Raw genomic sequence first — 14,266 nt, 5'->3', positions numbered from 1 at the left:
AGTTTCGTGAAGAATTTCAGCGACAAGGCTGCGATCGTCGGGATCGGCGAGACCGGCTATGTAAAAGGGTCGGACCAGACGGCCGTGGCCATGATGCTCGACGCCGCCAGGCGGGCCATCGCGGATGCGGGGCTGAAGCCCGGGGACATTGACGGCATGGTGCCGCCGCCCGTCTATACAACCTCGGAGGAATTGGCCGCCAACCTTGGCGTTGATGTGCTGCGATATGCCTCGACGGTCAACATGGGAGGCGCGAGCCCGACCACGGCGTTGCAGAATGCCGCCATGGCCGTGGCCTCCGGTATCTGCGACAACGTGCTGGTCACGCTCGGCTGGAACGGCTACTCGGCGCTGCGTCCAAAAGCGGGGGTGCCGCCAAGCCGGCCGATGAATATGAACACGCTGACCTCGACCATCCGGGGTTACTATCTCCCCTATGGCGTTCTGTTGCCGGTGCAGATGTATGCTTGGCTCGCGACGCGGCACTCGAAACTTTACAATGTTGGCCCCGAGGCGACGGGTTGGATTGCGATGGCGTGCCGCAAGCATGCCCAACTCAACGACCGCGCCCTGACCTGCGGTCAACCGATGACGATGGACGATTACATGCGGTCGCGCATGGTGTCCTCGCCGTTCCGTTTATACGATTGCTGTCTCGAAACGGATGGGGCTTGCGCCGTCGTGGTGACGAGCGCTGAGCGGGCGAGGGACTTGCCTCACAGGCCGGTCTATATCTCCGGTGCGGCCGAGGGCCATCCTTATCCTGCCGACGATATTCCGTCACGGCCGGATCCTTTCAAGATCGGTTTGAGCTACGCCGCGCCGCGCGCGTTCGCCATGGCTGGCGTGACACCGAAGGACATGGACTTTCTGCAGGTCTACGACTGTTTCACCTATGTTGTGCTGCTCCAGCTCGAAGCCCTGGGTTATTTCGAGCCGGGTGGCGCGCTCGATTTCGTCAAGGATGGACAGATCGAGCTCGGCGGTAAGCTCCCGCTTAACACGCATGGCGGACTTTTGAGCGAGGCACATGTGTGGGGCCTCAATCATGTGCTTGAGGCGACCCGCCAATTGCGCGGCGATGCGGGCAAGCGGCAAATTCCGGATGCCGAAATCGGACTCGTGACCGGATGGGGCGATCTCGGCGATGGTAGCCTCGCGATTTTGAGGAGGTAAAAATGGAAATTGAGCAACCCAAATATCCTCAGCCCGCGACCGTCGATCCGGTCGATGCGGAGTTCTGGAAGCTTTGCCAAGACAGCGTCCTGCGTTTTCAGCAGTGCAGCCATTGTGACACCTGGCGGTTCCTGCCGCGTTACATGTGCGCGAAATGTAGCTCGCCGGATTACGAGTGGAAGCCGAGCGGCGGGCGCGGCCGCATTTTTTCCTGGACGGTGACCTACCAGCCCTTTCATCCGGCTTTTGCACGCGACGTGCCCTACATAGCTGCGGTCGTGGAATTGGAGGAAGGCGTTCGCATGGCGACGCGCTTGCTCGACTGCGACCCGGAGGCAGTTGAACTGGACATGCCTGTGGTCCTTGTCTTCAAGGATATCGGCGACGGATTCATGCTTCCGTGTTTCAAACCTGCCCCGAAATAAAAGCAAAGCCAATCGCCATCTACGCATCGGAGATCGAAAATGGATCTGGCATACGGCCCCAAATACGAGGCCTTCCGGGAAGAAGTCAGGGCGTTCCTGACGAAATACAAGAGTCAGGCGCCTAAGGGGCTCGGTGCTGCCGGGCGCCCGTCTCCCGAAGCCTGTTCCTGGCAGCAACTGCTGATCCAGTACGGCTATGCCGCGCGGACGATTCCGAAAGACTACGGCGGTTATGGTGCCAAGCCGGATATTCTCGAATCGCGCATCATCGCGGAGGAATTTTCCGCTGCTCGTGTGCCTTCGGCGTTGCAGAACCAGGGTATCTCCATGCTGGTGCCGACGCTTCTGGAACTTGGCACCGAGGAGCAAAAGAAAAAATGGGTGAAGCCGACGCTTCGCGGCGAGGTGGTCTGGTGCCAGGGATATTCCGAGCCGGGTTCGGGTTCGGACCTCGCCAGCCTTCAGACAAGGGCGACTGTCGATGGCGACGATTTCGTCATCAACGGTCAGAAAATCTGGACCAGTACCGCGCATGAGGCGGACATGATCTTCTGCCTGGTGCGCACTGAGCCCGACAAGCCGAAGCATGAAGGCATTTCCTATCTGATTTTCTCGATGAAAACGCCCGGCATCGAAGTCCGTCCGCTCACCACCATGACGGGCCATGCCGAATTCAACGAAGTCTTCTTCACCGATGTGCGCGTACCGAAGACGCAGATCGTCGGCCAGCGCGGGCAGGGGTGGTTCGTCGCCAACGCAACGCTGAAACACGAACGCGGAATGCTGGGTGATCCGGCCGCTATGGAAACCAGGTTCCAGGCCCTTGTCGATCTGATGCGCGAGGAGACTGTCGACGGGCAGCGGGCCATCGACAATCCAATTTTCCGGGACCGCCTGGTAAGGCTTCAGGCAGAACTTGCCGCCATGAAGTTCAATGGGCTCCGGCTGCTGACCAGCGCCAGCAAGGGCGAAGATTCCGGCTTGGCGCGCCTGATCGTGAAGCTTCAATCCTGCGAACTTACCCATCAAATATCGGCGCTCGCGATCGACGTCATGGGAGAGTTTGGCGTTCTCTACGACGACAGCCCCTATCTGCGCAGCCACGGCTCGTGGCAGTGGGGATACATGTTTCAGCTTGGGCTCATCATCGGCGGCGGTACGGCGCAGATTCAGAAAAACATTATTTCGGAACGTGGGCTTGGAATGCCGCGCGAACCGAAGCTGGCAAAATAGGAATTTATCCGATGGAATTTGCATTGTCGGAAGAGCAGCGCATGTTGCAGGATAGCGTCCGCCGTTTTCTTGAACAGAATGCGCCGCTTGACAAGGTACGCCTTGCCGCCGGGAACACGCATACCGTTCAGCGGTCCCTGTGGGCGGGCGCCAGCGAGCTGGGTATCCCTGGAATGCTGATTCCGGAAGATTTTGGCGGCATGGGTCTTGGGTTTCTCGACGCGGCGATCGTTTACGAGATGTTCGGTCGGCATGTGGCGCCGCTGCCTTTCCTTGGGGCCGCCGTCATGGCGCCGCTCGCGCTGATGCTTGCAGGCAGCGAGGCCCAGCAGGAAAAGTGGCTTCCAAAAATCGCCGCGGGCGAGATTGTCGCAGGCGTGGCCGTCACGGAAAGAATCGGCATCCGCGAAGGTGCCGGCGTGAAAGCCCGGAAGGGAACGCTCACGGGCAAGTCCCTCTTCGTGATCGACTGGGCTGAGGCCGATCTCTACATCGTGGCCGACAGCGACCATGGACTTCATCTCGTTTTGCCCGACGCGAAGGGTTTGTCGCGGCGGGCGCTCAACACCATCGACAAGACCCGATCGGTTGGCGAACTTGTCTTCGATCGGGTCGCGGCTGAGCCCTTGCGCCTATCCAGCGCCGACGCGGTTGCGCGGGTGATAGATGCCGGTAGGGTCATGCTTGCCGCCGACACCCTCGGCGCGGGTCAGATGATGATCGAGAAGGCGGTAGCTTATGCGGGAGAGCGCAAGCAGTTCGGCCGTGTGATCGGGTCGTTTCAGGCCGTGAAACACCTCTGCGCCGAGATGGCGGCCGCTCTCGAACCATCGCGTTCGCTGGTGTGGTATGCGGCCCATGCGCTGGACGAGGTGCCGGGCGACGCGCGCCTCATGGCATGTCATGCCAAGAGCCATTTGTCGGAAGTGGGCCGCTTCGTCGCGCGCACCGCGACCGAGGTTCATGGCGGCATGGGCTTCACCGATCTGCTTGGCCTGCATTACTGGTTCAAGCGTATTGGTTTCGATCGGCAGCTGTTGGGCGGGCCGGAGCTGGTTCGTCTTGAAGCGGCGCGCTTGCAGGGCTGGGCTGCCTAGACCCCGATCCGGGTATCGGGAAGCATGGATACGGTTGTCGATGAGTGTTGCCGCGACTCACGACGCGGTAATATTCGCATCGGCCCGGCAATGGGGAGAGAGGCGGATTTATCGCGGCGAACCTTTCGCCGAAATTTTTGAAAGAGGCGGACAATTCGGTCTTTTGCCCACCCGGATAAATTCATTATAATAAAAATACAATCACCCGGATCGTCGCCGCGAAAGGTCTGTAGATGGATATCGAGCTTACGAAAGAGGACGATGCCTTCCGCGCGGAAGTCCGCCGGTTCATTTCGGAAAAACTCCCCAGGGAGCTCGCGGAGAGAGAGACAGTGGGCGCGTCTGGCGAGCGCGGTGCGCTCAGGCGCTGGCAGAAGGACCTCTTCGAGAAAGGCTGGGTAGCGGTCAATTGGCCCAAGCAGTATGGCGGCACCGGATGGACGCCGATGCAGAAGCATATTTTCAATGAGGAGATGGCCGCCGCTAACGCGCCGCGTCTTTCGCCTTTCGGTCTGTCAATGGTAGGCCCGGTGATCTACACCTTCGGCAATGAAGACCAGAAAAAGCAGCATCTGGCGGGCATTCTTACCGGCGATGTCTGGTGGTGCCAGGGCTATTCGGAGCCGGGATCCGGATCGGACCTCGCCTCGCTGAAGACTAGGGCTGTGCGCCAGGGCGACCATTACATCGTTAACGGCCAGAAAATCTGGACGTCGTACGCCCACGAAGCCGATTGGATATTCTGTCTCGTGCGAACGGATGAGACCGCTAAACCGCAGGAAGGTATCTCGTTCCTTCTGATCGACATGAAGACGCCCGGCATCGAGGTGAAGCCCATCATTTCAATCGATGGCCTGCATCACTTGAACGAAGTTTTTTTTACTGACGTCAAGGTGCCGGTGACGAATCGCATCGGCGATGAAAACAAGGGCTGGACCTACGCGAAGTTCCTGCTCGTCAATGAGCGCACCGGCATTGCAGGTGTTCCTGAGTCCAAGCGCAAGATCGCGCACCTCAGAAAAATCGTGAAACAGGAAAGGCTCGGCGATGGCGCGGCGCTGGCGGACGAACCGGCATTCATGACGAGGCTCTCCGAAATCGAGGTAAAGCTTACGGGTCTCGAATATACCAATCTGAGGATCGTCGCGGAGGAGGTGGCGGGCCGCCCTGCGGGCCCCTCTTCTTCGACCTTGAAGATTGTCGGGACCGAAGTTCAGCAGGCGTTGTCGGAGCTTGCCGTCGAAGCAGCCGCCTTCTACGCCATGCCGTTCCAGAGGGAACATTTGATGGGAATCGCCAATGAAGCGCCCATCGGGCCCGCCTATGCGGTGAGCGTGACAAGTGCCTATAATTTCGGTCGCGCCGCTTCGATTTATGGCGGCTCGAACGAAATCCAGCGCAATGTCATCGCAAAGGCCGTTCTGGGACTTTGACGGACCATCCGGGATGCGTCCCTTTTTTATGTCAGTCCACCAACCCTTCAGGCTCAAGCCGTCCGCGAATAGCGCTTGAGCTGTTGATCGACATTGCCGAACTGGGTTTCGATCATGGTGAGGTGCTTGTCGTCTCCCAGGCGCGGCCGGAGAACATCGTGCGGCGGTCGACGGCGAAGGCGCCGTCTTCTGGAACAAAGAGAAGATGGCGGACAATCGCGAACTTTTGGACCGGATCAAGGAAGTGGCGGTGCTGGAGCCGCAACCGGAAGTCCATGTCCGGGGCGACCGGAATGCGGGCTTCGAGTTCATCGGCCGGGTGACTGTCACCTGTCAGCGCGACGGCATCCAGAAGGTCGCCTTCATCACCGAGCCCGTCTCCGGCGCGGCGCAGCAGGAGTGAACCCATGGCCATGAATGTCGGCGACGGCAAGGAAGACGACGTGATGATGGAGGTCAACACGACGCCCCTGATCGACGTCATGCTGGTGCTGCTGATCATGCTGATCATCACCATCCCGATCCAGACCCATGCGGTGAAGCTCGACATGCCGCAGAACCTGTCAGCCCCGCCGCCCGAGACGGAGCCGCAGGTCGTCGATCTCGAACTCGACTTCGACGGCACGGTGTTCTGGAACGGTGTCCCCGTCCCGGACCCCGGCGCGCAATGCCTTCGCGACGGTCAAAGACCCGAACCCCACGTCACTCGCGCAGATATGGATCGTCCTCACCAGATGAGCGGTCCATTGACCATATCCGAACCGGAATAGAAGGCTCCGGCGACTTATCTCTTTTTCGAACCGGTCCCATGAAATGGCAAAACACAGAGCAATATGAGTGGCTTCAGGCCTTATCGGCGCATGGGCTTGCGTGGGAATTTTTGCGCCGCAATCGCGCCTACAGGAGCGCGGCTGCAAATCTTGGCGTGACGTGGCCGCCGGATGGCAGCCCGCCCGATGAGACCTGGTCCGCCGGCGACCAAATGTCCGAGGCACGGGAATGGGGCTTGCTCCTTTTCGAAACGCCCGATCGCGACGCGCGCGAGGCGAATATTTTCTGGATGCCGGAGTTCTGCCCGAGTGTTCTTCCGGTCGTTGCGAGCCAGAATGTCGGTCACGTGTCGGGCCGGTTTCTGAATTTAAGCCGCCTGCGATGCCGCAATGTCCTCATCCCCGGAGAAGACATTCAACATCTTCTGTGCGCCGACCAGGGCCGGTTCCTGCAACTGTCTGTTACTGGCGAATGCCTTACGCGCCCGGTGCAGGTGCTTGCGAACGTCTTGCCCATGACGCCCTATTCGGAGACAAGATGGCGCGGCTTCAGGCGGCTGAACGACCTTGTGTGCACCGAGACGCTACGAACGAAATTTTATCCGCCGGACCTTGGCGCTCGACGCCTCTCCCGAGTTCTGCAGGCGCTGGACGGCTATCTCGCTGGAGCATCCCAGCGCGAGGTCGCGATTGCGCTGTTCGGTGCGGAGCGTGTCGAGGCGGACTGGCGCGATCCGCGGAACCATCTCTGCGACCAAGTGCGCCGCGCCATCAGGCGTGGCCGTGACCTCATGAATGGCGGCTATCTGAAATTGCTGCGGTGAAGGAACTCAGTGCGCGCCGGCATTGAGGAGATGACGGTAGCCTTTTTCCGACATCCATCTGGCGCGGCGTAAATGGCTTGCCAACGCGTTGCGTGCCCTTTCGGCCTCACGCGTGGGGTCGATGCCCAGAACGGTCCTCGACATCGCCTCATCCGACGCTCCAGCCGCGACCGCGTCGAGCAATCGCAGATAGACGATCAGATGACGCTCGTCATAGTCGGTGATGGTCTCCGACCAGGGGACATCGTCGGCGATCTCGGGATTGAGTTCCGGTTTGGACATGTCCCGCTCCGCTCATTGTTCCGTTGTTACCAGATAACATATTATAGTTGATAAACTTAAAGTATGTAATCCGCTGACCTTGGCGCATGGATATGCGCAAGACGGTCGGCGGCAATGTCAGGCGAATCAGGCTCAAAAAGGGTCTGACCCAGGAGCAGTTCGCCGAGATTTCCGGTTTCAGCCAGCAATACATCAGCGGGCTCGAACAAGGCCGCCGCAATCCAACCGTCGTGACGCTTTATGAACTCGCGACCGCGTTGGGTGTCAGTCATCTCGATCTCCTGCGTCCGGACAGATCGGGCTGAGACTCGATCACCTTGTTTTTCGGATGTGGCGAAGGGCGATCTCGTCCCATCAGTCAAGTTCGCACCGCATCAAAATATCCTAAAATGGGATAATCCGAAACTGGGATTATTTGATCGGACCGTTTCGCTTCCAGCCGGTCCGGCCGAATGTCCAAGACCCTTCGCACGCCGCGTCAACGAAAGCTGCTGGCGCTGCTGATCAAGCTTCGCAAGGCGAAGGGCCTGACGCAGGCGGATGTCGCCGCGCGGCTCAAGCGCACCCAGTCCTTTGTCGCCAAATATGAAGGCGGCGAACGCCGTCTCGATATCATCGAATTCGTCGACGTCGTGCAGGCGCTTGGTGATGATCCCGGTGACGTTCTCAAGGAACTTTACAAGCCCAAGGGCTAAGGTCGCCGCGCTCTCGCGCGGCGTCTTTCTTTGAAGCGTCTCCCCGTCACGCGTGATGGGCGGCGCTCCCTTCTAGGCCCGCCGCGGCAGGCCGCAACCCTCCGCTTGCGCTCCGGGTCCTCCACTCCGTTCCGGCCTTCGGTGCGTCCCGCCTCTGACGGCGGGCCTTCCGGTCGCTTTTCGCCGCCCATCCCGCTTCCGGGAGAGACGCGGCGGGATTTGACGGGAGCTGGCCGATGCGCGGAGAACATAATCGTCAGGCCGGGAGGCAGGCGGGGCCGCAGCTTTATGCCGATGTGACGGCAAAGATCGTCGCGGAACTGGAAGCGGGCCGGGTGCCTTGGGTGCAACCCTGGGACGGGGCCAAGGCCGGGCTCGGTTTGCCGCGCAATGCGGCGACGGCGAACGCCTATTCGGGGATCAATATCCTGATCCTCTGGAGCGCCGTCATCGAGCGAGGCTTTACCGTCCAGAACTGGCTTACCTTCCGGCAGGCACTCTCGCTCGGCGGGCATGTCCGCAAGGGCGAGAAGGGCGTGACCCTCGTTTATGCCGACCGCTTCACGCCGAAGGCGGAGCGCGAACGCGCGGCGGCGGACGGCGACGAGGCCCGGAGCATCCCCTTCCTCAAGCGCTTCACCGTCTTCAATGTCGCGCAATGCGACGGCCTGCCGGACGACCTGCTTGCACCGCCCGCCATACTGCCGGAGAGCGAGACCGTGCCCGCCGCCGAGGCGCTGATCACGGCGACCGGGGCGGCATTTCATGTCGGCGGCGCGATGGCCTTTTATATGCCGAGCCTCGACTGCATCGAGGTGCCGCCGCAAGCGGCCTTTCACGAGCCGGTCAATTATTACCGCACCTGTTTCCACGAACTCGGCCACTGGACAGGTCACCCCTCGCGGCTGGCGCGCGATCTTTCCGGGCGCTTCGGCTCGCGCGCCTATGCGGCGGAGGAACTCGTCGCCGAAATGGCAAGCGCCTTTGTCTGCGCCGCGCTCGGCATCGTGCCGACCGTGCGACATGCTGATTACATCGCCTCATGGCTCGACCTCTTGCGCGACGACGACCGCGCCATCTTCCGCGCCGCGAGCCTCGCCTCCAAGGCAGCAGATTTCCTGCTGGCGTTCCGCGCGGAGGGCATAGAGCCGGGCGAGGGGAGGGCGGCATGAGCGGGCACCCGCCTCTCGATGTGGAAACGACGCCCGAAGGCGAGCAGTGCCTCATGCCGGGTGTCGCACCGATCCGGGAGTGCGACCGGCTGGCCGCCTTCATGGCCGCGCCGCTGCGCCCGCGCAAGGCCCAGAAGCCCCTGAACATCGGCCTCTTCGACGAGGACGCGCGCAACCAGCTGAGCCTGTTCTGAAGGAGACGCCCCATGAAGAAATGGACCGTGCAATGCGGCTTTGCCGCCTATTACGCCAACACCGTGACGGTCGAGGCCGAGACGTTCGACGCGGCGCTGGAGAAGGCCATCGTCGCGGCCAATGAGAGCGACGGCTGGAAACCGCTTGATGATTGCGGCCCGACCTTCATTGATGCGGTTGCCGAAGGCGACGACGCTGATCCGTGGCGGGAGTTTGCCTCCTCGCTTCCCGTGCCGCCGCGCTTTTCGGAGCGCGGCGAGCCGGTCGCCGTGACCGTTACGGTTTCCGGCGGCACCGTGCAGCAGGTCGAGATCGAGGGCGGACGCGCAATCGTCCATGTCCATGACTACGACACCGAAGGCGCCGCGCCCGGCACGCCCGGCCTTCATATCGATGCGGACGGCGGCACTTACGCGCTCGCCGACTGGTCGAACTTCTCTCTGCCCCATGAAACGGCGGAGAGCCCGAGCCCCACCCAAGAGCACCCGAAAGGAGAGACCCATGGAACTGCGTCACATCCCGATCGATGAACTGCGCCCCGCCGCGATCAATATGCGGCATGGCAAACGCCCGCCCGATATCGACGACATCCTGCCCTCGATCCGGGCGCGCGGCATCCTGCAGCCGTTGCTCGTACGCCCCGTCGAGACGGAAGCGAATGCCTATGAAATCGTCGCCGGACGGCGGCGTTATTTCTCGGCCAAGGCGGTGAAGGAAGAGCAGGGTGAGGTCGAACCCTTGCCCTGCGCCGTGATGGAGCCCGGCGACGATGCGGCCGCGCTCGAAGCCTCGCTGATCGAGAACATCGCCCGTCTCGATCCCGACGAGATGAGCCAGTATGAGTGTTTCGCGCGGCTCACCCGCGAGGGAAAATCCGTCGCCGACATCGCCGCGACCTTCGGCCTTACCGAGTTGATGGTGAAGCGCCGTCTCGCGCTCGGCACGCTGATCGCACCGATCCGCGAAGCCTATCGGGCGGAGAAGATCGATGCCGCATCGATCCGCCATCTGACGCTTGCCTCGCAGGCGAAGCAGAAGGAATGGTGGAAACTCTGGAAGACCGACCGGAGCGCCTGCCCGACGGGCCATCGGTTGAAGCAATGGCTCTTCGGCGGCCAGTCGATTGCGACCGGCGCGGCGCTCTTCCCGCTCGATACTTACGAAGGCGAGGTCGTCGCCGATCTTTTCGGCGAGGAAGGGTATTTCGCCGATCCCGACCTCTTCTGGCGCAAGCAGGGCGAGGCCATTGCGGCCAAGGCAGACGCGCTGCGCGAGGCGGGCTGGAGTGAGGTCATCGTCATGGAGCCCGGCGTCCGCTTCCCCGCATGGGACTACGAGAAGGTGTCGAAGAAAAAGGGCGGCAAGGTCTATGTCGAGGTCTCAGGCCGCGGCGAGGTCGGTTTCCACGAGGGCTATCTCTCCCGCGCGGAGGCGCGCCGCAAGGCGAGACAGGAGGGCGCGAGCGATGATGCGGCGGAGGTTCGCGCCGCCCGGCCCGAGGTGACCAAATCGATGCGCAACTATATCGAACTGCATCGCCATGCCGCCGTCCGTGCCGAACTGCTGGACCATCCCGGCATCGCGCTACGGCTGATGCTCGCCCATGCCATCGCCGGATCGGCGCTCTGGCAGGTGACGCCTGAGCCGCAGAAAGCGGCGTCCGACGCCATCGCGAAAAGCCTCGCGGCCAATGTCGCCGAATGTGCCTTCCGGGGCTGGCAGGCCAATATCCGGGCCTTGCTCGGTCTGCCGGAAGAGCGCGAAAACCTCACCGCGCCGCACGGCGACGACGCAGCAACCGTCGCCCTCTTCGCCAGGCTTCTGATGCTCAACGACGAGGAAATCATGAATGTGCTTGTCACCGTGATGGGCGAGACATTGCAGGTCGGGAGCGCGGCGGTCGAGGCGCTGGCGGTGGTGCTGAAGCGCGACATGGGCCCGGTCTGGGAGCCGGACGAGACCTTCTTCGAGCTGCTGCGCGACCGGGGCACGATCAATGCCATGCTGGCCGACATCGCCGGAAAAAGCGTCGCCGACCAGAATGTCGCCGAGAAGGCGTCGGTGCAGAAGCAGATCATTCGCGATTGTCTCGCGGGCGCGAATGGCCGCGCGAAGGTCGGCACATGGCTGCCGCGCTGGATGCATGTCCCGGCCCGGTCCTATCGCGAGGACGGAGCTTTCCCGCCCGCCGAGGCGTGGGATCGCGTCGCGGGATATTTCGGGAAGACCTGAGACTTGTGCGGGCGGCTTCTTCGCCGCCCGCTCTTTTTCATGAGCGAACAGCTTGTTGTGCATCGCCTGCCGCGCTCCGGTATCGCGACGGGGCACGATCGTGGACATGATTTCAGAGACAGCTACGGTGTCGTCAAGCGGCACGCGGGAACACGATGCGGGCGCGCTTGGCCGCATTCCGGTGGCGAGTCGGGGCTCTCTGTTTGCCCGTCCTTCGCCACGCATCTACCGCGTCATACGCACACCCCGCGTGAGCGTTTTCCGGTGCCGTCGGCGTGTTGCCTCGGTGTTGAATCGATCTATCGCTCCGGCCTTCATCATACGGCCCGTCCGCCTCAAGAGGCTTGGTGCGCATGGATTGCATGGGCTCTTTCCCCCTTCGGTAAGGCGTCAAGGGGCCATTTCCTCGCTTGAGCCGCGAGACCTATGGGCGCTGCCGCCCGCCCGAAACCGTCGCGCCGGGCTTTTTTCCCCGCGCGCTGTCGCGCGCTCCTCGCGGTCGCTTCGCTTCAATAAAGCCCGCCGCTCGGGTCCTTCGCTTGCGCTCCGGCCTCCGGTTCGGCGGGCGGCTGCCGCGCCCATCGGGGTTCGCCATCGCGAGGGGAATGGACCCCTCGGCGTTCATCGAAGGAGAAAGACCATGCCTGCGATCGGATATGTCACCAAGCAGTCGAGCGGCGGCTACAAGGGCCAGTTGAAGACGCTGACCATCCGCGTCGAGATCGATATCGTGCCCAATGCGGCGAAAAGCGCCGAGGCACAGCCGGACTTCCGGGTCCTCACACAGGGCGTCGAGATCGGCGCGGGCTGGACGCGTACCGGCGAAACTTCGGGCCGGGACTATGTGAGCCTCAGCCTCGCCGCCCCGGAATTCGGGCCGCGCCGGCTCTACGCCAATCTCGGCCGCGCCGCCGGTCAGGACGACGATGAGACCTTCGCGCTGATCTGGAATCCCGTCGACTGACGGTCACGCCTCGCCTCCGCGTCCCTCCGGGCGCGGAGGCTTTGCCCTTCTGCGATCTGTTGCGCTGGCGAAACGACGTGGCCGGATATTCGCCGCTCGGTCACCGGACCTCTTTTCCCGATCCTTGCCGTGGTGGGGCGTCCTTGCGCGATTCGCGCGTGGATCACATGCGAGGTGCCTCATGGATGACGACGCGACCCGGGCTGCGAACGCCAAGAAGGGCAGCCCCTTTCTCAACACGCCGCAGGCCGCGCACTATGTCGGCCTCTCCGAGCGCACGCTGGAAAAGATGCGCGTCGTCGGCGGCGGCCCGGAATACCGCAAGCATGGCCGTTATGTGCGCTATCACATCGACGATCTCGACGCCTGGTCGCGGGAGCGGGCAAAGCGCTCGACCTCCGATGAATGAGCGGCTCTCCCTCATCGCCGAGAGCGGCGCGCTGATTCCCATGCGGTCTCCGCGCGGCCCGAAACATCCGCGCCGCCGCAGGCGTCTTCTTCTCTGGACGGTGTTCGGCGTCGGCCTGATCGGCGCAACGGCGCTCTTCGAACCGCTGCCGCGTCTCGTCTGGAACGCGAGCGCCAGCGCGCCGCGCGGGCTCTATCTGCGTCTCTCGCAGGATTTCGTTCGGGGCGATCTGGTGCTGGCGCGATTGCCCGATGAAGTGCGGCAGCTTGCCGACGAACGGCACTACCTCGCGCGGGACGCCTTGCTGATCAAGCGCGTTGTCGCCTCCCGTTTCGACACGGTCTGCATGATGGGCAACGATCTCTATATCAACGGACGGCACACGGCGCGGCGGCTAGAGCAAGACGGCGCGGGCCGCCCGATGTCGCGCTGGCAGGGCTGCGAGCGGTTGGGCGGCTATCACGTTTTTCTTCTCGCCGAAGGCGAACCCGTCTCCTTCGACGGGCGGTATTTCGGGCCGGTTGAGCGGCGGCTCGTCATCGGCAGGCTGGTGCCGCTATGGATATTCTGACGCTGGTTCTCGCGCATGCGATCCGCAACGCCGAGCCTGAACATGACCTTTCACCGCTCCTCACGGTGAGCATGGCGGTCGAGCCGGAAGCAGGGGACATGGCGCAATGGCGGCCCCTCATCGTCGAAGCCGCGCGGCGTTTCGGCATTCCGGTGGACTGGATCGAGGCCGTCATCGAGGCGGAAAGCGGTGGCCGGACCGTGCTGGACGGTGCGCCGATCACCTCGCCCGCAGGCGCGATGGGCCTGATGCAGCTGATGCCCGCGACCTATGCCGAACTGCGTGCGCGCCACGGGCTCGGGCCCGATCCGCATGATCCTCGCGACAATATTCTGGCGGGCACCGCCTATCTCCGCGAGATGCGCGACCGCTTCGGCTTTCCGGGACTTTTCGCCGCCTATCATGCCGGACCGACGCGTTATGTGGCGTGTCTGAAAGGCGAGGAACCGCTTCCCGAGGAGACCCTTGTCTATCTCACTACATTGCTGCCGCGTATCGATCTGGTCGCCGCAGACGACAGAAAAGTCGTCCAGAGAATGACCGCGCGAGCGTCATTCGCGTCAGGAAAGTCGCTCTTCTTTCCGCTCGGCGGGCATGAAATGCGTGCCGAAATCGGCTCGTCGAGCGATCCGAAGCGGCCTTCGGAACAGCATCTGTTCGTCGGTTCGGGCGGCAAATTGCAGGGCGAATCCGCAGCCGTTGATGGCGATCTATTCGCGCCGCTCTCCGGCACCTTCCGTTAGTCAGTCCCAGGAGAAAGTACTTAAGCGCCGGTGAGCGTGAGGCCG

At 62.5% G+C, this 14,266-nt stretch carries 18 protein-coding genes and 2 pseudogenes; 19 read left to right on the top strand and 1 reads right to left on the bottom strand.

What is annotated here, in order from left to right; all coding sequences use genetic code 11:
- Positions 1-6: 6 nt before the first annotated feature.
- The 9 genes and pseudogenes from Q8S60_RS08000 (at position 7) to Q8S60_RS07965 (ending at position 6,958) form a co-directional block, all read left to right on the top strand.
- The gene (locus Q8S60_RS08000; RefSeq protein WP_012110714.1) at positions 7-1,176 is read left to right on the top strand and encodes a transporter; all 1,170 of its coding nucleotides are present in this window, start codon (positions 7-9) and stop codon (positions 1,174-1,176) included.
- Between the two features lie 2 nt (positions 1,177-1,178).
- A complete protein-coding gene (locus Q8S60_RS07995; protein WP_012110715.1) occupies positions 1,179-1,601 on the top strand; it encodes a Zn-ribbon domain-containing OB-fold protein in 423 nt (140 codons plus the stop codon).
- A gap of 39 nt (positions 1,602-1,640) precedes the next feature.
- A complete protein-coding gene (locus Q8S60_RS07990) occupies positions 1,641-2,834 on the top strand; it encodes an acyl-CoA dehydrogenase family protein (protein WP_012110716.1) in 1,194 nt (397 codons plus the stop codon).
- A 23-nt stretch (positions 2,835-2,857) separates the two neighbouring features.
- On the top strand, positions 2,858-3,931 hold the full coding sequence (locus Q8S60_RS07985) for an acyl-CoA dehydrogenase family protein (RefSeq protein WP_305668470.1): 1,074 nt from the start codon (positions 2,858-2,860) through the stop codon (positions 3,929-3,931).
- 233 nt (positions 3,932-4,164) lie between these two features.
- Positions 4,165-5,364, top strand: coding sequence for an acyl-CoA dehydrogenase family protein (locus tag Q8S60_RS07980; protein ID WP_012110718.1), 1,200 nt, complete (start codon positions 4,165-4,167; stop codon positions 5,362-5,364).
- Between the two features lie 175 nt (positions 5,365-5,539).
- Positions 5,540-5,767 (top strand): annotated as a pseudogene (locus tag Q8S60_RS07975) (ExbD/TolR family protein); the annotation flags it as partial.
- Positions 5,768-5,771: 4 nt separating this feature from the next.
- Complete coding sequence (locus Q8S60_RS07970) at positions 5,772-6,134, top strand: biopolymer transporter ExbD (RefSeq protein WP_012110719.1); 363 nt, start codon at positions 5,772-5,774, stop codon at positions 6,132-6,134.
- Positions 6,032-6,361 (top strand): annotated as a pseudogene (locus Q8S60_RS18960) (transcriptional regulator domain-containing protein); the annotation flags it as partial. The gene Q8S60_RS07970 and the pseudogene Q8S60_RS18960, both read left to right, overlap by 103 nt.
- 9 nt (positions 6,362-6,370) lie before the next feature.
- On the top strand, positions 6,371-6,958 hold the full coding sequence (locus tag Q8S60_RS07965) for a DUF2285 domain-containing protein (RefSeq protein WP_041536549.1): 588 nt from the start codon (positions 6,371-6,373) through the stop codon (positions 6,956-6,958).
- 6 nt (positions 6,959-6,964) lie between these two features.
- Here the strand turns inward: Q8S60_RS07965 and Q8S60_RS07960 are convergent, their stop codons facing one another.
- The gene (locus Q8S60_RS07960) at positions 6,965-7,240 is read right to left on the bottom strand and encodes a DNA -binding domain-containing protein (RefSeq protein ID WP_012110721.1); all 276 of its coding nucleotides are present in this window, start codon (positions 7,238-7,240) and stop codon (positions 6,965-6,967) included.
- Positions 7,241-7,326: 86 nt separating this feature from the next.
- On the opposite strand from Q8S60_RS07960, the gene Q8S60_RS07955 reads away from it, so the two are divergent.
- From Q8S60_RS07955 to Q8S60_RS07910, 10 genes are all read left to right on the top strand, one after another.
- Complete coding sequence (locus Q8S60_RS07955) at positions 7,327-7,545, top strand: helix-turn-helix domain-containing protein (RefSeq protein WP_012110722.1); 219 nt, start codon at positions 7,327-7,329, stop codon at positions 7,543-7,545.
- A 147-nt stretch (positions 7,546-7,692) separates the two neighbouring features.
- On the top strand, positions 7,693-7,935 hold the full coding sequence (locus tag Q8S60_RS07950) for a helix-turn-helix domain-containing protein (protein ID WP_012110723.1): 243 nt from the start codon (positions 7,693-7,695) through the stop codon (positions 7,933-7,935).
- A gap of 236 nt (positions 7,936-8,171) precedes the next feature.
- Positions 8,172-9,107 carry an ArdC family protein gene (locus Q8S60_RS07945; RefSeq protein ID WP_012110724.1) on the top strand — a complete coding sequence of 312 codons (936 nt, stop codon included), beginning with the start codon at positions 8,172-8,174 and terminating at the stop codon, positions 9,105-9,107.
- A complete protein-coding gene (locus Q8S60_RS07940; protein WP_041535924.1) occupies positions 9,104-9,301 on the top strand; it encodes a hypothetical protein in 198 nt (65 codons plus the stop codon). Before Q8S60_RS07945 ends, Q8S60_RS07940 begins: the two co-directional genes overlap by 4 nt.
- A 12-nt stretch (positions 9,302-9,313) precedes the next feature.
- On the top strand, positions 9,314-9,832 hold the full coding sequence (locus tag Q8S60_RS07935; protein ID WP_012110725.1) for a hypothetical protein: 519 nt from the start codon (positions 9,314-9,316) through the stop codon (positions 9,830-9,832).
- Complete coding sequence (locus Q8S60_RS07930; protein ID WP_012110726.1) at positions 9,804-11,534, top strand: ParB/RepB/Spo0J family partition protein; 1,731 nt, start codon at positions 9,804-9,806, stop codon at positions 11,532-11,534. Before Q8S60_RS07935 ends, Q8S60_RS07930 begins: the two co-directional genes overlap by 29 nt.
- A 640-nt stretch (positions 11,535-12,174) precedes the next feature.
- A complete protein-coding gene (locus Q8S60_RS07925) occupies positions 12,175-12,498 on the top strand; it encodes a DUF736 family protein (RefSeq protein WP_012110727.1) in 324 nt (107 codons plus the stop codon).
- A gap of 181 nt (positions 12,499-12,679) precedes the next feature.
- Positions 12,680-12,907 carry an AlpA family transcriptional regulator gene (locus Q8S60_RS07920; protein WP_041535925.1) on the top strand — a complete coding sequence of 76 codons (228 nt, stop codon included), beginning with the start codon at positions 12,680-12,682 and terminating at the stop codon, positions 12,905-12,907.
- Positions 12,900-13,478, top strand: coding sequence for a S26 family signal peptidase (locus tag Q8S60_RS07915; protein ID WP_012110729.1), 579 nt, complete (start codon positions 12,900-12,902; stop codon positions 13,476-13,478). Before Q8S60_RS07920 ends, Q8S60_RS07915 begins: the two co-directional genes overlap by 8 nt.
- 71 nt (positions 13,479-13,549) lie before the next feature.
- Positions 13,550-14,221 (top strand): lytic transglycosylase domain-containing protein, encoded by a 672-nt coding sequence (locus Q8S60_RS07910; RefSeq protein WP_083762675.1) that lies wholly within the window; start codon positions 13,550-13,552, stop codon positions 14,219-14,221.
- Positions 14,222-14,266 lie beyond the last annotated feature (45 nt).

The sequence above is a fragment of the Parvibaculum sp. genome, from assembly GCF_030694575.1.
In the GTDB taxonomy this organism is placed as follows: domain Bacteria; phylum Pseudomonadota; class Alphaproteobacteria; order Parvibaculales; family Parvibaculaceae; genus Parvibaculum.
Note: the sequence above shows the minus strand (reverse complement) of the source record. Positions and strands in the feature narration are given on the sequence as shown.

Bases quoted from the DNA above. Each gene is read 5' to 3' on its own strand.
- Q8S60_RS07980 (WP_012110718.1), top strand. From the start codon at position 4,165: ATGGATATCGAGCTTACGAAAGAGGACGATGCCTTCCGCGCGGAAGTC.
- Q8S60_RS07910 (WP_083762675.1), top strand. From the start codon at position 13,550: ATGGCGGTCGAGCCGGAAGCAGGGGACATGGCGCAATGGCGGCCCCTC.
- Q8S60_RS07970 (WP_012110719.1), top strand. From the start codon at position 5,772: ATGGCCATGAATGTCGGCGACGGCAAGGAAGACGACGTGATGATGGAG.
- Q8S60_RS07990 (WP_012110716.1), top strand. From the start codon at position 1,641: ATGGATCTGGCATACGGCCCCAAATACGAGGCCTTCCGGGAAGAAGTC.
- Q8S60_RS07955 (WP_012110722.1), top strand. From the start codon at position 7,327: ATGGATATGCGCAAGACGGTCGGCGGCAATGTCAGGCGAATCAGGCTC.
- Q8S60_RS07950 (WP_012110723.1), top strand. From the start codon at position 7,693: ATGTCCAAGACCCTTCGCACGCCGCGTCAACGAAAGCTGCTGGCGCTG.
- Q8S60_RS07915 (WP_012110729.1), top strand. From the start codon at position 12,900: ATGAATGAGCGGCTCTCCCTCATCGCCGAGAGCGGCGCGCTGATTCCC.
- Q8S60_RS07945 (WP_012110724.1), top strand. From the start codon at position 8,172: ATGCGCGGAGAACATAATCGTCAGGCCGGGAGGCAGGCGGGGCCGCAG.
- Q8S60_RS07930 (WP_012110726.1), top strand. From the start codon at position 9,804: ATGGAACTGCGTCACATCCCGATCGATGAACTGCGCCCCGCCGCGATC.
- Q8S60_RS07940 (WP_041535924.1), top strand. From the start codon at position 9,104: ATGAGCGGGCACCCGCCTCTCGATGTGGAAACGACGCCCGAAGGCGAG.
- Q8S60_RS07995 (WP_012110715.1), top strand. From the start codon at position 1,179: ATGGAAATTGAGCAACCCAAATATCCTCAGCCCGCGACCGTCGATCCG.
- Q8S60_RS07960 (WP_012110721.1), bottom strand. From the start codon at position 7,240: ATGTCCAAACCGGAACTCAATCCCGAGATCGCCGACGATGTCCCCTGG.
- Q8S60_RS07925 (WP_012110727.1), top strand. From the start codon at position 12,175: ATGCCTGCGATCGGATATGTCACCAAGCAGTCGAGCGGCGGCTACAAG.
- Q8S60_RS07920 (WP_041535925.1), top strand. From the start codon at position 12,680: ATGGATGACGACGCGACCCGGGCTGCGAACGCCAAGAAGGGCAGCCCC.
- Q8S60_RS07935 (WP_012110725.1), top strand. From the start codon at position 9,314: ATGAAGAAATGGACCGTGCAATGCGGCTTTGCCGCCTATTACGCCAAC.